The following is a 21043-nucleotide window of genomic DNA, read 5'->3' as shown; positions in this document are numbered from 1 at the left end:
ATATTAAATTACGAATTGCTACTTTAAAACTTTCAAACTTAAGCGCTATAACACCTGAGCCATATAAAAATGGGACTTTTTCGAACAACATATGAATCGCTAATAAATTAGTTACCGCACCTGAAAGCGCAAATAAACCAACAGATAACACAATTGCTTGGTTAAACATAAAACCGACAACAACACATAAACCCGCTAGCAAATTGGTTATTAAACTTTTGTTCATTTTTACTCCATTACAGTAAGTGTAATTTTTATGCAATATAGCCGTTAATTTTACAACGTTTAGATTGTTAAATTAATACCTTTTTGCCATAGTTTAAGTATCTGTTTAAAAGGCGAGCAATTGTTATGTGGAAAACAGTAAATGAGCACATCAGCCAAGCCATTAATTTTGACTTTAAACACACCTATAAACGCCAATTACAAAGTACAAATACCGATAAACTATTTCATGTTACCAATGGTACGCATAACTACTTGGTTAAAATAGCCCTAAAAAGCGAACTTGAACGTTTAGAAAGTGAATTTATTGGCTTAAGGCTGCTAGCGCAAAATAGTCACTTTAAAGTACCTGAATGTATTGTAACCGGCGCTAATATTGAATTTTCATTTATTGTTTTACAGTGGCTTGTTTTAGATAAACAACCCCACAACACGTGGGCAACTATGGGAAACAGCCTTGCTAAAATGCATCAAAAACACGACCAAGCTATGTTTGGTTTTGATGTAGACAACTACATAGCTACTACCATACAACCTAACCGCTGGCATAAAAAGTGGGATGTATTTTACGCCGAGGAACGTATAGGTTGGCAATTACAGTTACTCGCTGAAAAAGGCATTAATTTTGTTGAACCCGAGCGCTTAATTAATGCCACAAAAGAGCAACTACATAGTCATCAAGTACAACCTTCATTATTACATGGTGATTTTTGGCGAGGAAACATGGGATTTTTAAAAGCAGAGCCGACGGTATTTAACCCGGCTTGTTATTATGGTGATCGGGAAGTGGATATTGCAATGAGTGAATTATTTGCTCCACTGCCAAAAGACTTTTATAGCGCCTATAACCAGCACTATCCGTTATCGCCAAATTACGAAAAACGTAAGTTAATATACCAGCTATACCCTATTTTAAATCACGCTAATATATTTGCCGGGCACTATCTTACTGAAGCTAAACAACATATAGAAAAGCTGCTCATTTAATACAATTTTCTGCGTAAAATAAATGTCATAATAGGCTATTCAGAACTATATTTAATCAGTAAGTAAGGAGTTCAGCTTTGAGCCATTAAGTAGTTGCTAGCATATACACAATTACTTAATTATTTATAACTGGAGTGATTATGAAAAATTATTTATCACAACGAATTGCCTGCCCACACTGTGGCCACCACATACATTTAGACCTAGACGCAAGCATGGGCGATCAAGACTACGTTGAGGACTGCACTGCCTGCTGTAACCCTATTCATTTAAATATGCATATAGATCATGCTAACAATAAATTAGAGCTACACGTAGACAGTGACGACGAACAAATATTTTAACTTAAGCCTGATGGCGTAAGTAGTTTTCTACCGTATTTACAATAGTGTAAGTTTGCTGATCAACTTCAATATTAAACTTGTCACCCACTTGCGCTGCACCAATGTTTGTAATGGCGAGCGTTTCTGGAATTAGATGTAACCAAAAGCCTTGTTCGTCAACTTCGCCTACGGTTAAGCTTGCGCCATTTACCGCAACAAAGCCTTTATATAGCACATACTTTTGCCACTCTTTTGGCAAGCTGAGTTGTATTTTGCAGTTATTCTCAAGCTTCACTATTTGAGAAATTTGTGACGTACAATGAATATGCCCAGACACTATATGCCCGCCAAGCTCAGTACCAAACGTAACAGAGCGCTCATAATTAACTAAACTGCCTAGCTCAAGCAAACCTAAATTAGTTAACTTTAGGGTTTCGTCAATTACATCAAAATGCACTTGCGCCACCACATCATGATTACTTAGCTCAACTTGCACAACGGTTAAACAACAGCCATTAATAGCAATACTTGCGCCTAAATCTAAATGCTTAACGTACTCATCGCTCACCGATACAACTAAGCGTAAAACACCGTCTGTTTGAGTTTTAGAAACCACCGTTGCTTGCGTTTGCACTATTCCTGTAAACATAAAACCACTTTAAATTATTACAAAGTGCTAGTTTAACGTATCAACTCATAAAATCATTCACTCCTGTGATTTTTATTTGAAACACAATAGATTACAATTGCCGCCTGTTTTATCAAATAGCTGTTTTTATGACCTTTTGTAATTGGGAAGCTAAGCGTTTACTTTCCCTCGCTTTACCTGTTTTTTTAGCGCAAGTAACTCTTATTTTAATGTCGGTCGTCGACACCATCATGGCCGGACAAGTCAGCCCTACTGATTTAGCTGCACTTTCTATTGCTACGGGGATATGGAATCCTCTTTTACTTGGCCTTCAAGGTATTTTATTAGCGCTTACTGGTATTATTGCGCAGTTTTCAGGTGGCGATGATCGCAAAGGTATTAGTCATTATTTTCAACAAGCTCTCTATTTAACGGCTATTTTATGCTGCGTAGGCTTTTCTATTACCTATTTAGCCGACACCATTATTTTTAAACTAGACACCAGCCCAGCGATTGCAAATCTTGCGTATGATTACATTCACTTTGTTAAATGGGGCATTTTTGGTTTTTTAACTTTTACGGTATACAGAAACGTTACCGAAGGCATGGGTATGACCAAGCCCGCGTTTTATATAAGCCTGCTGGGTTTAGCCGTAAATATTCCGGTAAATTATATTTTTATAAATGGCTTATTTGGCTTACCCGCTTATGGCGGCGCAGGGTGTGGTATAGCAACAGCCATTGTTTTAACCGTTATGGCAATAGCGCAAGTTACCTATTGCCACACAAGTAAAAAGGTAGATGCCAAAGGCCTGCTTTCATCATTTAAAAAACCTAACCTAACCACTATTGGTATAATTACAAAATTAGGGATACCAATCTCACTAGCCACTTTTTTTGAAGTTACTTTATTTGCATGTATACCTCTGTTTATAGCGCACTTAGGTGCAGTTGCAGTCTCTGGTCATCAAATAGCAGCAAGCGTTACTACTTTGTTATTTATGATGCCGCTGAGCTTATCTATCGCTATAAGTATTCGTATAGGCAATTTATTTGGCCAAAATAAAATGACCGAACTTAAAGTTGCGGTATCTACTAGCTATATTTTAGCAATTGCTATTGCATTATTTTTAGCACTCATAACATTCCTCGGCCGTGATTTAATTAGCCAGCTTTATACCGACAGCCCTGCCGTAATGGCATTGGCTTCATCAATTATGATTTTAGCGTGTATTTATCAGTTACCGGATGCACTACAAGTTGCAGCAAATGGCATACTTCGAGGGTTAAAATACACCACGCCTATATCGTATATCACGTTTATATCGTATTGGTTAATCGGCTTTTGTTTAGGTTACGTATTGGCAAGAACAGACATAATTGTGCCAGCCATGGGGCCACACGGCTTCTGGACTGGGATAATAGTAGGTCTTAGTGTCGCTGCTATTTTATTAATGCTAACGGTAAAAAAACGTCTAAAATATGAATTTCTTAAAATTGATACACTTAATCAAAACTAATAAACTCAGCCTTAAAACATTACCAGCTGCTTTGCTGGTAATGTTCGTTTTTGCACTTACCGGCTGTAGTAAAGCACCCAGTAGTGTAAACGCAACTTATGTTGAGCGCTTAAGTAGCACCGTTAATGTAAATACAACAAAGCCTGTGTCACTCAAGCAACTCCTCTTACTGCGGCCTACCCCAATAGCACAAAGTGACTTAACACTGAGCATTGTTGAGCTTGCAGGTATTAGCCAATGTAAGCTTAACGTGCTTATAAGTGAGCATAATAACCAATTAGGAAAAACAGCCAGTGCTGCGGGGCAATTAAAGTATCAAATAAACTTTATTAAAAGTGCGCAGGTTTGCTTAAATACACTTGATAAAAATAGCCCTAGTTACACAAAAATACTCGCTGCCAAAAACTACAAAGAAGCACACTTAATGCACTTTTTTAACGCCATGTTATTTAAAGAGCCAGAGCTTAATAAAACATGGCTATTAACATCAAACGAGCTAAGTAGCGAACCCGCAGGCTTTAGTGATACCTTGCAGGCGCTCAAACAACTTGTACTTATTAAGCAGCAAATTAACGCTAAACAATTTAGTAAAATTAATAGCGATTCTGTTTTTAGTGCACTCGAACAGCTTAATAAATTTCAATTTAACCAAGCACTCATTCAATCGGTCCGCAAGCAGGTAGTGTTAAATAACAACGCCACGCAGTTTGTAAAAACATTAAACTTTAATACGCTGTGCCCTCAGGATAAAAATAATAAAAACGCAAAAATAATAAGTAACGTGTTTCAAAAATTTTACCTAAAAGAAATTCAGCCCTATCAAGCGCAGTTAACTGGTTATTTAGAAGTACTACAACCGCTTTATAACGAGCTTTGGTTTAACGAAAGTATCTCAAGTCCTCAAATTAATAACTTAGTAAAAACGGGCTCGACAAGTAACTTACTGAACTTACTAAAAAGCTCTGCTAAAAATCATGTAATTTGGTGGCAAGGTTTTTATAAAACGTGTGAAATAAGCCCAATATGAATAAAAAAACGGCAAATAAACTTAAAAACAACAAACTTGCTTGATTCACCAACCGCCACGCTATATATTAGCCGCCGTTGTTAAGCAATTAACACCTACTTAAATAAAGTAATACGACTGTAGCTCAGTTGGTTAGAGCACTACCTTGACATGGTAGGGGTCGGTGGTTCGAATCCACTCAGTCGTACCAAAATTTATTCTAATATCACAGAATAAATTTATTTAAGAATTCAAAAATTGTACGACTGTAGCTCAGTTGGTTAGAGCACTACCTTGACATGGTAGGGGTCGGTGGTTCGAATCCACTCAGTCGTACCAATTCAAAATAATAAAAACCAAAGAAGAAGCACTACCGACTCTTAATCATCCGATCCAAGTGTCAGTGATTCAAACTCAGTCGTACCACTTCAAAGTAATAATAAATCCTAAGAAAAGCACTACCCACTCTTGAACATCCTTTCTGTAGTGGTAGAGTGATTTTGGCCACCCATTAAGAAAGAAATGTTATGCTCATAAGCATACAAATTTGGGTGAAAAAATGAACTTATTAATAAACTGCAAAGAAAAACAAACCAACGTAGCCCATAGAGCAGCTACTTTGTACCGTTTTGACATAAACGTATATGAAAAACTAAGAGAGTTTGGTTTTACATTTGAGTTTTAAATAATTTGATTTTTGTATACCGTAAAATCAAAATACACGTGTAGGTTAGCTGTACAACGTAATTTAAAAGCGTTGGCTAACCTACAGAACCTCAGTGTATCAACATGAAAATTCGACTGTAATCTCTCCTAAACCTTCGTACTTTATTGATGTTTTTTTATTTATATCTAATTGCATTAGACCGTTATAAGAGCCTGTAATAAAAATATGGCCTGCTTTTAATTCAAACCCATTCGCCGTTAAAAAGTTAACAGCCCAATATAAAGGAAGTTGTGGCAAACCTGCAGGATGCTTCCCTGCATAGCTTTGTAAATCTTCGCCCTGTTTAACATCAATATTTATATCACTGCTCTCATATGCTTTTTTAACGTCTACTTTAGGGCCTAAATATACACCTTGATTAGATAATCCATCGGCCAATTTTTCATAGTGTGTTGCTTGATAACCCTCTGGAAATCTGTTCTGAATAAGCTCCAACGCTAAATGGGCGCTACCAATAGCATTATCTATTTCCTCATTTTTATATTCTTCATAGCTTGCTAGGTCTTTGTTTAGCACAAATGCAATTTCTGGCTCAATGAGCGCTTTATTATTTTTTGTAAAAAGAGCACAACGTTCCATAGATTTAACCGGTGCATGCAAAAGCGGCGCGAGAGTAATCGTGCCATCACCTGATGGAAGCATACATTTCCAACCATACACTTTTTGATTATTTAGCTTAATCATCAACTTCTGAACTGCTAAAACGTCGTCTATAGAATTAAGCGTTATATCTGATGATAAGTCAGGTACCTCGATACCTTGCTCTCTTTTATTTAGTAAATGCTTAGCGATATGTTCAAGCAAGATTGAGTTATCCACTGTAGTTCCTTTTTTGCTATTGAAAGTAATTTGCATAGCAATAATAACAGTGTTCTTGACAATTAAACATATGATGTTTAGATTTGTCGAACGTTATTCTTTTGCGAATTTACTTCTTGTTAGTGAGGAAACTCTCAAAGGTTGAACTTTATCTGACGACACGACACACAAATATATGGAGATCACTATGCGTTCAAAGAAAAAAATTGCACTCGGTGTTTTAGCCGCTCTCTCAAGCTGTTCATTTGCTCAAGCTGCTACAAACGATAAAGTAAAAGACGATACTGAAGTCATTGTTGTAACGGGTGTTCGTTCAAGTCTCGAGGCCGCATCATCTCTAAAGCGTTACAGCGATAGTGTTCAAGATAGTATTGTTGCTGAGGATATTGGTAAGTTTCCCGATCAAAATGTTGCTGAGTCTTTACAACGTGTTCCTGGTGTTTCAATTAACCGTGTAAATGGTGAGGGCTCAAAAATAACCGTTCGTGGTTTTGGCCCAGAATTTAACGTTGTTACATTAAACGGGCGCACATTAGCCACTTCTGAAATTGGTCGTTCGTTTGATTTTCAAGTATTAGCAGCAGAGCTAATATCAGGTGCTGATGTAGTCAAGTCACCTACGGCTAAAACGCCTGAGGGCAGCATTGGTGCTTATGTAAACGTTAAAACAGCACGCCCATTAGATAACCCCGGATTGCATGTGTTGGGCTCTGTAAATGCTAAATATAGTGAGCTTTCTGGCGAAACAAGCCCTGAATACTCTGCGTTATTTAGCAATACGTTTGCTGATGAAACATTTGGTTTTAATATTGCCCTTTCACAACAAAAAAGTGATAACCGATACGATTCAATGGGCACAACCCGTTGGTTATTACTTAATAATGAGCCGGGTGTGATTGAAGGCGACATTCATAATTTAGATGGCAATGTGGTTACGCCAACTATGCTTCGCCATGCCGGGCGAATTGAATACGCATTAGGGCAAGAGCATCGCGAACGTACTGGCATTAATACCAGTTTTCAGTGGGCACCAGATTCAAGCTTTACCAATACCTTTGATTATATGTATACGGATCTCTCAGTAGAAACTCAAACTCAAGGTTTGCAAGCCGGCTTACAGTATCCTAATTGGCGAAATGTGGTTGTATCAGACAACGGTACTATTTTATCAGGCACTAAGTTTTCGGGTAAAACACTGGGCGGAACCGGTGAAAATGTTGATTTTAGAATTGATGGTTTATTTCAAGAGCTGGAGTCAAAATCAAAAACACAGGCATTTGGGTTTAATTCTATAAAAGAATTTGATGTATTAACGCTTGAGTTTGATATAAGCCATTCAACATCAAAATCAACGCCACGTAGCGACTTATTAGTTCCTAATTATATTTCACCGGAGCGAAACGACAGTTTAAATTTTGATTTTAGAAACACTGATACCGTTAATTTAGACACAACCATTGATTATGCTTCGCCGACAAGCGTGAGAGCACATTGGAATCAAGTTTCACATTACGAATTAGAAGACACGATTACGGAGCTGCAAACAAAAGGGAAATACTTACTCGATTTAGAGTTTGCTGAAAGCCTAACCTTAGATTCAATCGATTTTGGTATTGCGTATTCAGATCGCGAAAAAGTAAGAGATCGCTTTGAAACATTCCATGAAGATAACTGTGGTTTAGTAGCACCGAATGCCGATATTTGTGGCGAACTTAGAGATATGCCTGATGACATATTTTCAGCAAGTCCCTATTCAGATTTTTTAAGTAGTGAGCCGGGTAATTTTCCGCGTGACTTTTTGTTTGCTGATATAAATAAATACCATAGCGCTATTCGTGATATGACCAAAAATCCAAATTGGCCAAACGAGCAATATAACGAAATCGCATCATCAAGCGTCACCGAAGAGAAAATAAGTGCTTATTCGCAATTTAATCTCAGCGGCTTAATTGGTGATTACGATTGGCGCGGTAATGTGGGAGTCCGTTATGTAAAAACGGATACAAGCTCAAGTGGTTACGGAAAAAGGCGCCTAGGTTATACGGGCGAGCTTGATAATGGCCAACCTTTATTAGTTGTTGATTACACAGACTCAGGAAGCCTTAAAGCCAAAAATAGTTACACTAACTGGCTACCTAGCGCTAATTTTAGTATTAATTTAAGTGATAACTTATTGGTAAGAGCCGCAGCCGCTAAAGTTATGTCGCGCCCTGCCATTGACGACATTGGCGTACAAACAACGTATACCGATATGCAAGCAGGTAGCTTTTCTCAAACAGGTGGCAATCCTTATTTAGCACCCTATAAGGCTAATCAATACGATTTATCTTTTGAATATTATAGTGATAGCGGCGATTCTTACGCGGTTAACTTTTTCAAAAAGGATATATCTAGCACAATTGCACAAATAACTTATTTAGATAATACGCCTGATATTTGGGATGGGTCGCAATACGTTGATTCATCAGTAAGTATTGATGGATACGGCAATGTAAACGAAACTATTAATACTAAACAAAACCAATCAGGCGGCTCAATTACTGGAGTAGAACTTGCTGTACAACATAATATGGATTATTTACCGAGCTTTTTAAATGGCTTAGGTGTGCAAGCAAACTATACATGGGCTGATACTACAAATAAAAACACACAAAAAATAGAGCTTCCAGGTGTCACCGACCCAGGTGATAAATTAGAGGGATTTGCCGAAAACTCTTATAACATTGTTGCCTACTACGACAAAAATGCATTTCAAGCGCGTTTAGCCTACAACTGGCGAGATGACTTTTTAAGTAGCCGAGCTGGTATACGCAGTGGTGGATTACCAGAGCATACTGCGGCTTATGGTCAGCTCGACTTTAGTATGTCTTATGCGGTTAACGATAACTTTACGCTAACAGGCGAAGCAATAAATATAACTGATGAACGTACCTATCAATATGCCGATGTAAAAGAGCGCGTTATTAATACCCAATATACTGGTCCGCGTTACCGTATAGGTATACGCGCTAAGTTTTAACGCTTTATGGAAATAACCCAAATTGCTATAAAGATCGCTCATCAGCGATCTTTATTATATCCCCACTATGTCAGTTTTAAACATATAAGCAGCGATTAAAATTAGTTACCACTCCCCCTATTTTGTGCACATTACATTGACCATTCAAACATAATATGTTTATATTAAAGATATGAGCGAACTTATATATTACGACCTAAAACAAACATCAGGAATGGCAGCAAGCCTTTCTGTTCAAGTGGCTAAAGAAATTGGCAGACGCATTGTGTCTGGATCATTTGAAGCCGGCAGTTTAATTGATGATGAAGATGCACTCGCTAAACGCTACCAAGTAAGCCGTGTAGTAGTACGCGACGCGGTAAAAATCTTAGTAAGCAAAGGCCTACTTGATGTACGCAGAGGTATTGGTACGCGTGTACTACCTCGTGATAGATGGAATATGCTAGACGATGACGTATTAGCATGGCATTTGTCAGCACCACCTAATCGTAAATTTTTAGAGCAATTAATGGACGTGCGCCTAGCCTTTGAGCCAAAAGCAGCACGTTGGGCAGCTGAACGTGCGCGCCCTGAGGATTTAATTGAAATTGCAGCCGCATGCGAGCGCATGGCTAAAACAGATAACAGCGTAGAAGATTTTATTATTGCTGATTCTTTATTTCATAAGGCCATTATAAAAGCAGCGCAAAATAGCTTTTTAGCTTCTATGGAAGGCGTTATTTATTCTGCACTTTTAGTTAGTATTAAAGTAACAAATAAAGACCCGCGCGATAACGGTGCATCTATTCCGTTTCATCGTGAAGTGTACGAAGCCATTGCTGCAAAAGATGGCGATAAAGCCGAATTCCTCACCGAAAAACTCCTAAAAGATGCCAGCTTTCGTCTTTCTGCGACAGTAAATAACAAATAGCCATTGTTTATTGTCGCAAATTCATATAAATAGTACGTATAAATAAATAATACGGACACTAAGATACTATGAGCGAATTAACATACTACGATCTAAGACGCAGCAGTGCCATGTCACCTAGCTTACCGGTACAGGTAGCTAAAGAATTAGGCCGTAGAATTGTTGCTGGCACATATACTCCTGGCACACTGATTGATGATGAAAACCGTTTAGCTGAACGTTTTCAAGTAAGTCGAGTTGTTGTTCGTGATGCAGTAAAAATTCTTGTTGGTAAAGGGCTTTTAGATGTACGCAGAGGCATTGGCACTCGCGTAAAAACCCGTGATAACTGGGCGTTGCTTGACGATGATGTTCTTGCGTGGCATTTAAGCGCACCACTTAATCCTGAGTTTTTAACTCAATTAATGGAATTTCGTTTAGCATTTGAGCCCAAAGCAGCCAGTGTTGCAGCGCTTCGCGCAGAGCCTGAAGATATTAAAGCCATTGAAGATGCATTAAATGAAATGCAAAGCTCGGTAAGCGATTTAGATAAGTTTGTTATTGCTGATGCGCATTTTCATGGCGCTATTTTACGCGCTTCTCATAATGAGCTATTTATTTCGATGGAATGCGTTATTTTTTCAGCGTTGCTTGTGAGTATTAAAGTAACAAACCAAAGTGCACAAAGTAATCATGCTTCTATTCCGTTTCACCGAGAAGTATTTGATGCTATTGCCACCGGTAATAGCGAAAAAGCACAAGCCCTTACAGAAAAGCTTTTAGCTGATGCTAAATCAAATTTAGCTAAGTTAATGGATATTTAATTTATTTTAAATAGCACCGCTAACTCATCATTTATTGTGAGAGGAATGATGAGTAGCGATGCAAGCACAACAACGTTTTATCGCAATTTTATTAAAAATTAATTAAAGATAATATTCAGCATAATTTTTAGCATTAGTCGTAAATTCTTCTAAACCCATTCCGGCTTTATACAAGCCGCTTCCTAAACCAAAACCAGTTGCCCCTGCATTAACAAATTCGTCCTGATTTTGAGGCGATACACCGCCCACAGGGTAAATATCAATACTAGAAAGCACCGTTGTAATTGCTTTTAAGCCTTTTGGGCCAGCTGTATCTGCTGGAAATAACTTAAGCGCGTCAGCACCAGCATGCAGTGCAGCAAAACCTTCAGTGGGTGTATAAAACCCTGGTACGCTGTACAATCCTTTTAATTTACTATAACGGATCACCTCTACATCGCTATGCGGCGATATAATAATACGCCCACCCGCTTCAATCACCTGATCAACTTCGTCTTTAGTAACAACCGTGCCCGCGCCAATAATGGCTATATCTGCGTATTTATCACTTAATAACTTAATACTTTTTAATGCTTCAGGAGAATTAAGTGGCACCTCAATAACGCGGTAACCAATATCAATAAGTACTTTTGCATAATCAAGCACTTCATTTGGTGTAATACCGCGTAAAATAGCAATCAGTGGTAGTTGCTTCATAGCATGAGTTAACGTAATTAATGACATAATTGAGTTTCCTTTTTAGTTAAAAGACCCGCCTGTACAGCTAGTGTAAACATGCCTTTAGTAGATGCAGTAGCACTGCTTAAAATAGAAGAAGTGAAGCCGAGTTCTTTTAATGCTTCACAATAGAGAGTGTTTAAACTTGAGTTACCAATTAAATAAACATGCTTAATGTCGTTTAGCTTACTTTTAATACCCGCAAGCTCAGCGCCAATAAGTAAACCAGATAAGTAACTAGGTACGTTTTGCAGCGTTAATTGTTTATCTAGCTTTAAAGTACGCGCACTAAATAATGCACTTAATAAACTGCTCTGAACTTGACTAACACCAACGCCTTTTAAAAAGCTTGGCATATCTGTTGGTGTTTTATCTAGTGACTCTAGCCCTTCACCTAAAATGCTTTGTTTAGTCAATAAATCAAACATTTCGCCGGTCATAAACGTACTAAGACTTGTAATAACGGTTTTTTGGTCAGTATCTTTTGCAACTTGAACCCACTTAGAGTGAGTACCGGGTAGGCAAAACATAGTCTCACTTAAGGTTTGATTACTTAGCTCACCCGCTGTTTGCTCTACATCTAATACAGCGCCAAATACTTGTACTTCTTCACCGCGCATTACATCGCATACATTATTTTCCATAACGTATTTAACACCCGGCACAATACTAATTTGTAAGCCGGCTTTATTATTTGCTTTACAAAGCTTTACACTCATACTGTCGAGATTAGCTGGCGCATTTACATAGCCTGTATCTTGCCAACCTATAGCACCGCCTACCATACCCGCCATAATAATCGGCATTTTATGCTTTGATAACCAGCCTGATATATAACTAAGTAATACGGTTTCTAAACAGTCATTTTTAATACAAAGTACGCCCTGCTCACCATTAACAGTATCTAAAATGCTGCCTTTGCCATCGACTAAGAAAGCTCTAAAGTTAGAGCTTCCCCAATCAACCACAATTAATGCTGGTAAGTTGCTTTTGTTATCGCTCATAAGCCTTGCCCTTATTTATTAAATTGATACTTCATAATGTTTAATAAAATCAAGGTCGGGCTCAATACCAAGGCCTGGACCTTGTGGTAGCGCAACTGTTCCGTTGTTATTTTTAACTTGCTCGTTAATATTTAGAGACTCTTGCAATAGCTGCTCTCTAAATAAGTTTGGCGTTGTATCGTACTCAAGCATAGGTTGTACTGGGTGTGCAGCACCTGGTAAATCAGGTAACGCAGCTAATAAATGTAGATTAGTACCTACCGCAATAGCCGAACCCCACACATGGTTTATAACAGGTACAAAATGCGCGTGTGCCATGGCTAATACTTTTTGATATTCGGTAATACCACCGAGCGCACACACTTCTGGCTGGAGTAAATCAACGCAGCGGTTTTTAATTAAGTCTCTAAAGCCCCAGCGGGTAAATTCGGCTTCGCCACCGGCAATGCTCATATCAAGTGCTTCACATAAATCGCGATAGCCTTGATGATCCTCTGGTGCAACCGGTTCTTCAAACCAGTACACGCCTAAATTTTGCAGCTCTCGACCTAGCGGAATAGCTTCGCGCGCTGTATATGCATGGTTAGCGTCAACCATTAGGCGCATATCGCGGCCAATACCTTTACGCACAGCTTCAACAAGCTTTATATCGCGGTCTGGCGAAAGGCCTATTTTCATTTTCATGGCCGTAAAGCCCATTTCTTTAATGCGTTGGCTTTCTTCGGTAAAGCGCTCTTCCAGGTTTGGAAATTTTTGTAGCATCATGCCGTAACCATAAGCTGGAATGCGGTCTCTAAAAGCCCCCCCTAGTAACTTATAAACGGGTTGATCTAAAAATTTACCTGCAATGTCCCACAGAGCAATATCTACACCAGATAAAGACTGAATAGGCATGCCTTTTTGGCCATGATCGCGCAGTAAGTTATAAACTTTATGCCAAATCACTTCTCTGTCGAGTGGATCCATGCCCAAAATCATGGGTTGAATTACATGCTCAACAATTGTTTTATTGGCAAACGCAACGCCGCCACCGCCAAAACATTCGCCCCAACCTGTAATACCTATATCGGTACGAACTTCAACTAAATGTGCGGTACGTTTAGCGTAATACTGCTGCGAATAACCAAGTTCTTCTTCTAGGTCGTACTGTAAAACGTGGCTAATAATTTGTGTGATTTTCATAGTCTGTTCCTTAAACCTTTAACGCGCGAGAAACACGTTTATATGCAAGGTAGTCATCTAAAGCTAACAACGAACAATCAACACCCACGCCCGATTGCTTAATACCAAAATGAGGTAAATTAATGCTGTATTTAATGCCGTTAACCTGTACTTCGCCAAAGCGTAAATGTTTTGCAAAGTAAGAAATAGTGTCTTCGTTACTACTAAAAACAAATGAACTTAAACCAGCGTCTGTGTCATTTGCATCGCTAAGTACCTGTTCGTTATCACTAAACGTAATAATACTAATAACAGGGCCAAATATTTCGTCTTTGTATAGATTCATGCTCGAATCTACATTTGTAAGTACGGTTGGTTCGTAAAAATACCCATTAACGCCTGTAGGTTTTTTACCACCTAATTGCAATTGTGCGCCTTTTTGCTGTGCATCTTTAACTAGCTCATCAATACGTTGCCATGAGTTAGCATCCATAACGGGGCCCATATCAATGGCCTCGTTTTTATCAAAACCAACTTTTACTGTTTTTGCACGAGTAAGTACTTTTTCAATAAATTCATCAGCAACGCTTTCGTGTACAAATACGCGATTTGGGGTAACACAAATTTGCCCTGCGTTAGCAAACTTAACACCACAAATCACATCGGCTGCGTTATCTAAATTCGCATCGCTACATACAATGGCAGGTGCATTACCACCAAGTTCCATTGAATAACGCTTGATTGACGTAGCACCTGTTGCAATTACATGCTTACCCACATTAGTAGAACCAATTAAAGTAAGTACAGAGGGAATAGTTGACGCTGAAATGGCATCGCCTACGGTGCTATCAGTGCCCGAAAGTATGTTAACCACACCAGCTGGCAAGCCTATTTGCTCACATAATTCGCCTACAGCATAAGCAGACAAAGGCGTTTTGCTTGACGGTTTTACTACAAGCGGACAACCCGCAGCCATTGCAGGCCCTAATTTATAAGCCAAGTTTAACAATGGAAAATTCCATGCTAAAAATGCAGCCGCTACACCAACAGGCTCACGCGAAAGAACGTGGCTGTGTGTACCTTCATTATCTTTTAATTCTTCATCGGCGATATTAACAATGGCATCAGCGTAAAAATTAAGGCTATCAACTAACATTTGAAAGTCGTCAGCGGTTGACTGCCATGGTTTAGCCATTTCTAAATGTACGCATTCACGTAAGTGTTGCTCGTTTGCAATTACTGCATCACGCAGTTTAAGCATCCATTGAGCACGCTCTGTTGCAGGCGTTGTTGACCAACTTGAAAATGCTTCTTGCGCAGACTCTAAGGCCATGTTTGCTTCATTAATACCTGCAGCCGAAATTTCGCCTACAACTTCGAGTGTTGCAGGATTAATAATTTCGGTCGTTGCGTCACTCGTTATTAATTTTCCACCAATATACAGTTGTTTAGAAAGCATTCTGTCGCTCCATTATTATCTACAACACCCTAAGGGCTAAATGACTAAAGTAAGACACACAGGCCTTAATACATAATAACTATTTAAACATATGATGTTTGATTGAGCAAACACAAAATACATTTAGTTAACAAAAAAACTCATATGCCAAGATTTATGAGCATTGCCTTTAATTAAGCCCTCCTCTTCACTCGCCATGGCTTTGTGTAAAGAATCGCTATTGCCTATACAAGGTTCTATCCCAAGTACAAAAGGGGGTAGCTGCTCATTGGCAGACCAACCGTTGTAATTAAACCAAAGCCCTAAGTGACTTATGTTTGTTGATGAAAATTCAAACCCGCAGCTTTGCTGAGCTTTATCATCAACCAGTTTTACAATTATACTTTGATCTTTATGAGTGCCCGTATTTAAGTGTTTGCTAAAAACCTTACTTGCAAAACCACTGTTATAGGGCATAACTTTATTTAGCGGCGGGACTTTAGTTGAGCACTCACTCCAGTTAATAAAGGCACTATTAACGTTATAAAAATGACTTAGCCCTTCATCAACTTTAAACTCCATATGTTTGTTATTTATTAAAATACGCATCTCTGGTTTTATGGCAAAAATAGGATGCGCTGACCAAACAAAAGGGAGATTGTGAGTTGTGTTATTTTTTACGTGGTAATCAACAAGCAGCCGCTTACTGTGTTTTTTTAAGGTAAACGTTCTTATAAATGTAAAAGTAGAGTCAAAAACCTCAGCTTGTAAGCTAAGTATTATCTCTTCATCGCTAATATGGGTATTAGTTATTTGCCATGCTTGGCACCACAACTCACCATGATCATGTGAAAAATGTGTTTTATTGGGGATATGTTCGTACAGCTGAGGAGAAATACCCGGAAAACATTCATCCCAACCACCGCTATCATGCTCAGAAAAGTCATTATTTTTTGCAGGTTTTAAAGTGATTTGTTTATCGTGAGCAAGCCACTCTCTATTGTGTTTTAAGCTTACAATAGAGATGACTTTTGCACCCAACTGAGGAATAACTGTAATAGCAAGCTCACTATTTTTTAGCAAAATAGCCTCAAAACCATGAGCCTTACAGTGTGTTAAGTTAAGCACTTTAATCGTGATAAATTACAGAACGGCCACCATCAATGATTAAGCTTTGCCCTGTCATAAAACTCGAATCTGAACTGGCTAAAAACACGGCTGGGTAAGCAATTTCTTCAGTTGTTCCATTTCGTTTTAGAGGATGTACATCGCCCATTGCTTTGCGTGAAGCTTGCGGATCGTCTGTTTGCTCCCACGACTTAAACGCCATAGGTGTTTCTATCATGCCTGGGCACAATGCGTTTACTCGTATGTTGTGCTTTGCGTATTCAACGGCTAAGTTTTTAGTTAACCCTATAACCGCATGCTTAGTTACCGCATACGGAAAATACCCCGGTACAATTTTATAAGAATGCACAGAACCTACATTTATAATGCTGCCACGGCCTAACTCTTTCATATGCTCAAGTACGGCTACAGCACACTGCCACATACCTTCAACATTAACCGCAAAGCTATCACGCCACATTTGTGGAGTAACGTCATCTACGTTTCGCCCAGGGCTAATTAAAGCCGCGTTATTAACTAAAATACTGGGCTTGCCGAGCTCATTAACTACTTTTTCAACCATGTTTTTTATAGCCGTTTCGTCGCTAATATCGGTATGAGCAAAAATAGCATCAAACCCTTTGCTTTTTAGCTCTGCTACAACATTTTCGCCCATTTCTTTATTTATATCAGCAACACACACTTTAGCGCCTTGCTCACAAAATACGCGTGCAACTGTTTTTCCAATTCCATCGGCTGCGCCAGTGACAATAGCAACTTCGTTTAATAATCGTGATGACATAGTTGTATTCCTTATTTATTGAGCCCAGGGACCAAATCGCGTTCAATGGCCTCAATAGACTTACCCTTAGTTTCGGGAAGTATGAATGCCATAACAATACAGCCTACAATAGCGACGCCTCCGTAATATAAAAACGTATTTGCTGCGCCCATGTTCTCTAATTGCCAAGGGAAAAACTGCTGAATACTCCAGCTAGAAATACTCTGTACTAAGGCGGCAAAGGGGAGCGCAACACTGCGTACTCGGCTTGAAAATATCTCCGAGAATATCACCCACATTATTGGCCCTATCGACATATTAAAGGCGGCTAAAAATGCGAATAATCCAAATAAAACATACGCAGGACTAATATTTATAGAAGCATTAATAATTGCACCGGTAACAACTGGTAGCTCTTTTTTACTGTAAATAGTGGCTAGATCTGCTTTTAGCGCAACATCAGTGCTGTATATTTTATTTTCGAAAACGTGCAGCTTTGTAATATCTACTTTTTGCTCTGCAACTTTGGTTATTGCTTCACTGTTGAGTGAGTACGTGGCATTTTCAAAACCATACCAAATTGATACATGCGCAACAGCAATAAGCAGTAAACCGGTAATGGTTAATGTTCTTCTGCCAAGTTTTTCAACAAAGAATATGGCGACCAATGTAAATAATACAGATACCGCACCAAGTACTATTGTTTGTAAAAAAGAGTTTTCGACGCTCATACCTATTTGTTCAAACACGGTAGGTGCATAAAACAATACGGCGTTCATGCCGGTTGCGCCCTGCACTACCGCGTAACATACAGCAAGTAGCACAACAAAACGCATAGGCTTACTAAACAATACTTTAAGTTGCTCTAGTGCACTGTTTTTTGAATCTTCTTGAATGGTTGCTTTAATATCATTAAGTACTACTTCGGTATCGGCGTTATTGATCCCCATACCTTTGAATACAGCGCGTGCTTCTTCATCACGTTTTTTGCTCATTAACCAGCGCGGCGATTCAGGAATCGTCATTAATAACGAAAACCAAATAATATTAGGCACAATTTCAAAGCCAAGCATATAACGCCAAATATTGGCTTCATTTAACCATTCAATTGAGCCCATGTTTTTAACAAAAAAGTAATTAACAACAAACGCAAATAAACTACCTAACGTTATAAGCAACTGATTAACTGATACAAATTGGCCGCGTTTATTAGCGGGTGCAATTTCACCAATATACATAGCTGAGACAGTTATAGAGGCAAATGCGACCCCTCCTATAAAGCGTCCAACAACCAGCATGGGGTAACTTACCGCAAAAGCAGAAATAACCGTAGAGAGTGAATATGTTAAAGCAATGCCAATAAGTACCTTTTTACGACCAAATTTTTGGCATAAAGTACCTGTAAAAAATAGTGCGATGATTACGCCAACAATGGCGCAACCCACTACATTACCTGTTTGTAAACTGGTTAGCTCAAACTGCGAACTAACATAGCGTAACGCCCCCGATATATTGGCCGCGTCTAGGCCAAATACAAATCCGCCAAATGCTGCAATGAGGGAGTACTTAATTGCTTTTGTTGATTGTGTGTGTGTGTCTTTCAATGTATTACCCTTAGTTTTATTTTTATACTTTTACTGTGTTGGTAATGAGTGCTCTACAACATATAAAAGAATAACATTGATAGAATTAGTAAAAACAATATAAACATATGATGTTTATATGTGCAATGTGTTTTCCCTCTCACATCTAATTAATGTAAGAGGAAAAAACACAAAATTAATATTTAAAGTGAATACGTAAAATTAAAAGCCGTCTATTTTAACGCAAGGCTCAAATACACCTTTTACCGCATTTTTAAATGCAAGCGTAGCGCCGTGAGGTATAGCATTAAATGGGGTATCTTCTAGGCCACATTGTGCTGACGTTACGTAAAGTGTTGTACCATCGTCGCCAAACGCTGGGCATGTAGGGCGAGGTGTTTGAGTCGCTAAGCTTTGAATTACCTTAGCTTCGGGCGATATGCAATCTACACGTGCGCCATCCCAAAGTGCAATCCACATGTTGCCTTCGCTATCAATTACAGCGCCATCAGGTGATACAGCTGAGCTCGAATAGTCAAAAAACAACACACTTTCTCCTATTGGCGAACCCGTAAGTGAGTCGACGTCAAATCGGTAAATTTTTTGCGTTTTTGAATCTGCGTAATAAGCTCTAGCACGCGACTTATCAAAACAAATACCATTGGGTATGGTTAAATCACTAACAACTTGAGTAAGTACGCCGTTGTGAAAACGATATATTGCCCCTTCGTTTTCGTGAGCATCGCCGTGCATTGTGCTTATCCAAAACCCACCCCACGGATCGGCACGCCCATCGTTACTGCGGTTGTCAGGTTTATCTGCTTCAACGCTGCACAAAAAAGTTTGCTTATGCGTGCTGGTATTATAGGTATTTAGGCCTTTATCACTTGCTAGTAATAAGGTTTCATTGTTTACCCAAGCCAGAGCGGTAACCATATTATCTAAGCGTTGCTCAACTTTATGGTCGCCTTTTTTGCTGTGCAAAATATGGTTTGGAAAATCAACCCAATAAAGCGTTTGTGTGATCGGGTGCCACAAAGGCCCCTCGCCTACAAAATTTAGTGTGCTGTCAAAAACAGTCGCTGTAATTGTATTCATTTAATTCTCTAAACAAGTTACCAGTTAGTATGTGAACCATCACGCTTTGATAAATGCGGTGCTTCGGTTTCTACAGGGGTTGCCAATCTAAACGCGGCTTCATTCACTTCAACACCTAAACCAGGTACTTCAGGAATAGTAAATTTATTGCCTGTTAACACATGCTGCTTAGGAAAAAGAAGTGGATCATGGGCGCCAAACTCACTAAACGGGCCTTGGTGCGTTTCCATTAAGCCTAAATTTGGTAGCGCTGCTGCAAAGTGATTTGTGGCTGCTGTACACACAGGGCCAAGCGGGTTATGTGGCATAACATCTATATAATGTGCCTCAGCCCAACCAGCCACTTTCATCGCCTCCGTTAAGCCACCAATATTACACACATCTACACGCAAATATTGAGTAAGCCCCTGCTCTATATAAGGTTTAGCTGCCCATTTAGAGCTAAACTCTTCACCAATCGCAAAAGGAATATGCGTTAAAGTACGCAGCGTTTTATACGCATCAGGAGATTCATGACGAATCGGTTCTTCAATAAAATCGAGTGTATCGGGCTTTAAACGTTGGCAAAACGAAGCTGCCTCAGCCACGCTTAATCTGTGATGGTAATCAATACCAAGTGTAATATCAGGCCCGAGTACTTTACGTAGCTCATTTAGGCAGCGAGCTGTGCGCGTTATAGATTCTTGTGGTTCAAAAAACACAGGGTCGTCAAAACGACTCGGTATCACTCTTATTGTTGTCCAACCTAGCGCTATAAGTGCTTTTGCTTCTTTAACTAAATCGTCAAATTTATCAGGATCGGCCTCTGTATAACAACACGCAAAGCACGCTATGTGCTCGCGTTGTTTGCCCCCTAACAACTGATAAACAGGCACTTGTAGTGACTTACCTAAAATATCATAAAGGGCAATATCAATCGCTGAAATAGCAGCCGTAATTACACGGCCCCCTTCAAAATAATGGCTGCGGTATAGTTCTTGCCAAATACGGCCAATTTTACGTGGATCTTGCCCTTTTAAAAATCCAGCAAAGTGATGTATCGCGCCAATAACTGCTTGCTCTCGATTTGATAAACCCGATTCGCCCCAGCCAACTATGCCACATTCGGTTACTACTTTTACTAATAGCTGATTACGTTTTCCTACGCAGCCTAAAAGCGCTTCAACAGATTCTATTTTCATTATTAT

The 21043-nt window shown here is 39.1% G+C and carries 18 protein-coding genes, 2 tRNA genes and 2 pseudogenes; 10 read left to right on the top strand and 12 right to left on the bottom strand.

Annotated elements, in window-relative coordinates:
- Positions 1 to 226, bottom strand: a pseudogene (locus GQR46_RS00300) (DUF445 domain-containing protein); the annotation flags it as partial.
- Positions 227 to 351: 125 nt separating this feature from the next.
- Between GQR46_RS00300 and GQR46_RS00295 the strand changes: the two are divergent.
- On the top strand, positions 352 to 1212 hold the full coding sequence (locus tag GQR46_RS00295; protein ID WP_165739274.1) for a fructosamine kinase family protein: 861 nt from the start codon (positions 352 to 354) through the stop codon (positions 1210 to 1212).
- 140 nt (positions 1213 to 1352) lie between these two features.
- Entirely contained in the window at positions 1353 to 1556 is a 204-nt protein-coding gene (locus GQR46_RS00290) for a CPXCG motif-containing cysteine-rich protein (protein ID WP_165739272.1), read from the top strand.
- A 1-nt stretch (position 1557) separates the two neighbouring features.
- Here the strand turns inward: GQR46_RS00290 and GQR46_RS00285 are convergent, their stop codons facing one another.
- Positions 1558 to 2184, bottom strand: coding sequence for a riboflavin synthase subunit alpha (locus tag GQR46_RS00285; RefSeq protein WP_165739270.1), 627 nt, complete (start codon positions 2182 to 2184; stop codon positions 1558 to 1560).
- 128 nt (positions 2185 to 2312) lie between these two features.
- Between GQR46_RS00285 and GQR46_RS00280 the strand changes: the two genes are divergently transcribed.
- From GQR46_RS00280 to GQR46_RS00260, 5 genes and pseudogenes are all read left to right on the top strand, one after another.
- The gene (locus GQR46_RS00280; RefSeq protein WP_165739268.1) at positions 2313 to 3683 is read left to right on the top strand and encodes an MATE family efflux transporter; all 1371 of its coding nucleotides are present in this window, start codon (positions 2313 to 2315) and stop codon (positions 3681 to 3683) included.
- A complete protein-coding gene (locus tag GQR46_RS00275; protein ID WP_165739266.1) occupies positions 3646 to 4710 on the top strand; it encodes a DUF3080 family protein in 1065 nt (354 codons plus the stop codon). Before GQR46_RS00280 ends, GQR46_RS00275 begins: the two co-directional genes overlap by 38 nt.
- 113 nt (positions 4711 to 4823) lie before the next feature.
- Positions 4824 to 4900 (top strand) — tRNA-Val (locus GQR46_RS00270).
- Positions 4901 to 4951: 51 nt separating this feature from the next.
- A tRNA-Val gene (locus GQR46_RS00265) sits at positions 4952 to 5028 on the top strand.
- Positions 5029 to 5242: 214 nt separating this feature from the next.
- Positions 5243 to 5374 (top strand): annotated as a pseudogene (locus tag GQR46_RS00260) (NUDIX hydrolase); the annotation flags it as partial.
- Positions 5375 to 5473: 99 nt separating this feature from the next.
- On the opposite strand, the gene GQR46_RS00255 reads toward GQR46_RS00260, so the two are convergent.
- Positions 5474 to 6235: a 2-keto-4-pentenoate hydratase gene (locus GQR46_RS00255; protein WP_165739264.1), complete on the bottom strand. Its 762-nt coding sequence runs from the start codon at positions 6233 to 6235 to the stop codon at positions 5474 to 5476.
- 187 nt (positions 6236 to 6422) lie between these two features.
- On the opposite strand from GQR46_RS00255, the gene GQR46_RS00250 reads away from it, so the two are divergent.
- The 3 genes from GQR46_RS00250 (at position 6423) to GQR46_RS00240 (ending at position 10967) form a co-directional block, all read left to right on the top strand.
- A complete protein-coding gene (locus tag GQR46_RS00250) occupies positions 6423 to 9254 on the top strand; it encodes a TonB-dependent receptor (protein WP_165739262.1) in 2832 nt (943 codons plus the stop codon).
- 172 nt (positions 9255 to 9426) lie between these two features.
- Positions 9427 to 10164: a FadR/GntR family transcriptional regulator gene (locus tag GQR46_RS00245; protein ID WP_024594154.1), complete on the top strand. Its 738-nt coding sequence runs from the start codon at positions 9427 to 9429 to the stop codon at positions 10162 to 10164.
- Positions 10165 to 10232: 68 nt separating this feature from the next.
- Positions 10233 to 10967, top strand: a complete 735-nt coding sequence (locus tag GQR46_RS00240) for a FadR/GntR family transcriptional regulator (RefSeq protein ID WP_165739260.1) — start codon at positions 10233 to 10235, stop codon at positions 10965 to 10967.
- Positions 10968 to 11069: 102 nt separating this feature from the next.
- Here GQR46_RS00240 and GQR46_RS00235 read toward each other — a convergent pair whose 3' ends face one another.
- From GQR46_RS00235 to GQR46_RS00195, 9 genes are all read right to left on the bottom strand, one after another.
- Complete coding sequence (locus GQR46_RS00235) at positions 11070 to 11690, bottom strand: 2-dehydro-3-deoxy-6-phosphogalactonate aldolase (RefSeq protein WP_165739258.1); 621 nt, start codon at positions 11688 to 11690, stop codon at positions 11070 to 11072.
- Positions 11681 to 12688: a 2-dehydro-3-deoxygalactonokinase gene (locus GQR46_RS00230; protein WP_165739256.1), complete on the bottom strand. Its 1008-nt coding sequence runs from the start codon at positions 12686 to 12688 to the stop codon at positions 11681 to 11683. The genes GQR46_RS00235 and GQR46_RS00230 overlap by 10 nt, the downstream gene beginning before the upstream one ends.
- Positions 12689 to 12706: 18 nt before the next feature.
- Positions 12707 to 13870, bottom strand: a complete 1164-nt coding sequence (locus tag GQR46_RS00225; RefSeq protein ID WP_024594150.1) for a mandelate racemase/muconate lactonizing enzyme family protein — start codon at positions 13868 to 13870, stop codon at positions 12707 to 12709.
- Positions 13871 to 13880: 10 nt separating this feature from the next.
- Complete coding sequence (locus GQR46_RS00220) at positions 13881 to 15308, bottom strand: NAD-dependent succinate-semialdehyde dehydrogenase (protein ID WP_165739255.1); 1428 nt, start codon at positions 15306 to 15308, stop codon at positions 13881 to 13883.
- A gap of 123 nt (positions 15309 to 15431) precedes the next feature.
- The gene (locus GQR46_RS00215) at positions 15432 to 16415 is read right to left on the bottom strand and encodes a hypothetical protein (RefSeq protein WP_024594148.1); all 984 of its coding nucleotides are present in this window, start codon (positions 16413 to 16415) and stop codon (positions 15432 to 15434) included.
- Between the two features lies 1 nt (position 16416).
- Positions 16417 to 17196 (bottom strand): glucose 1-dehydrogenase, encoded by a 780-nt coding sequence (locus GQR46_RS00210; protein ID WP_165739254.1) that lies wholly within the window; start codon positions 17194 to 17196, stop codon positions 16417 to 16419.
- 11 nt (positions 17197 to 17207) lie between these two features.
- On the bottom strand, positions 17208 to 18779 hold the full coding sequence (locus GQR46_RS00205) for a sugar porter family MFS transporter (RefSeq protein WP_024594146.1): 1572 nt from the start codon (positions 18777 to 18779) through the stop codon (positions 17208 to 17210).
- A 201-nt stretch (positions 18780 to 18980) separates the two neighbouring features.
- Positions 18981 to 19856 carry an SMP-30/gluconolactonase/LRE family protein gene (locus GQR46_RS00200; RefSeq protein ID WP_165739252.1) on the bottom strand — a complete coding sequence of 292 codons (876 nt, stop codon included), beginning with the start codon at positions 19854 to 19856 and terminating at the stop codon, positions 18981 to 18983.
- A gap of 17 nt (positions 19857 to 19873) precedes the next feature.
- Entirely contained in the window at positions 19874 to 21037 is a 1164-nt protein-coding gene (locus tag GQR46_RS00195) for a mandelate racemase/muconate lactonizing enzyme family protein (protein ID WP_055255562.1), read from the bottom strand.
- Positions 21038 to 21043: the final 6 nt, after the last annotated feature.

It is taken from the genome of Pseudoalteromonas sp. Z1A6 (genome assembly GCF_011378745.1).
In the GTDB taxonomy this organism is placed as follows: domain Bacteria; phylum Pseudomonadota; class Gammaproteobacteria; order Enterobacterales; family Alteromonadaceae; genus Pseudoalteromonas; species Pseudoalteromonas arctica.
This window is presented reverse-complemented; position numbering and strand designations above follow the sequence as displayed.

Coding starts and splice junctions, on each gene's coding strand:
- GQR46_RS00295 (WP_165739274.1), top strand. CDS start 352: ATGTGGAAAACAGTAAATGAGCACATCAGCCAAGCCATTAATTTTGAC.
- GQR46_RS00290 (WP_165739272.1), top strand. CDS start 1,353: ATGAAAAATTATTTATCACAACGAATTGCCTGCCCACACTGTGGCCAC.
- GQR46_RS00285 (WP_165739270.1), bottom strand. CDS start 2,184: ATGTTTACAGGAATAGTGCAAACGCAAGCAACGGTGGTTTCTAAAACT.
- GQR46_RS00280 (WP_165739268.1), top strand. CDS start 2,313: ATGACCTTTTGTAATTGGGAAGCTAAGCGTTTACTTTCCCTCGCTTTA.
- GQR46_RS00275 (WP_165739266.1), top strand. CDS start 3,646: ATGAATTTCTTAAAATTGATACACTTAATCAAAACTAATAAACTCAGC.
- GQR46_RS00250 (WP_165739262.1), top strand. CDS start 6,423: ATGCGTTCAAAGAAAAAAATTGCACTCGGTGTTTTAGCCGCTCTCTCA.
- GQR46_RS00245 (WP_024594154.1), top strand. CDS start 9,427: ATGAGCGAACTTATATATTACGACCTAAAACAAACATCAGGAATGGCA.
- GQR46_RS00240 (WP_165739260.1), top strand. CDS start 10,233: ATGAGCGAATTAACATACTACGATCTAAGACGCAGCAGTGCCATGTCA.
- GQR46_RS00235 (WP_165739258.1), bottom strand. CDS start 11,690: ATGTCATTAATTACGTTAACTCATGCTATGAAGCAACTACCACTGATT.
- GQR46_RS00230 (WP_165739256.1), bottom strand. CDS start 12,688: ATGAGCGATAACAAAAGCAACTTACCAGCATTAATTGTGGTTGATTGG.
- GQR46_RS00225 (WP_024594150.1), bottom strand. CDS start 13,870: ATGAAAATCACACAAATTATTAGCCACGTTTTACAGTACGACCTAGAA.
- GQR46_RS00220 (WP_165739255.1), bottom strand. CDS start 15,308: ATGCTTTCTAAACAACTGTATATTGGTGGAAAATTAATAACGAGTGAC.
- GQR46_RS00210 (WP_165739254.1), bottom strand. CDS start 17,196: ATGTCATCACGATTATTAAACGAAGTTGCTATTGTCACTGGCGCAGCC.
- GQR46_RS00200 (WP_165739252.1), bottom strand. CDS start 19,856: ATGAATACAATTACAGCGACTGTTTTTGACAGCACACTAAATTTTGTA.
- GQR46_RS00195 (WP_055255562.1), bottom strand. CDS start 21,037: ATGAAAATAGAATCTGTTGAAGCGCTTTTAGGCTGCGTAGGAAAACGT.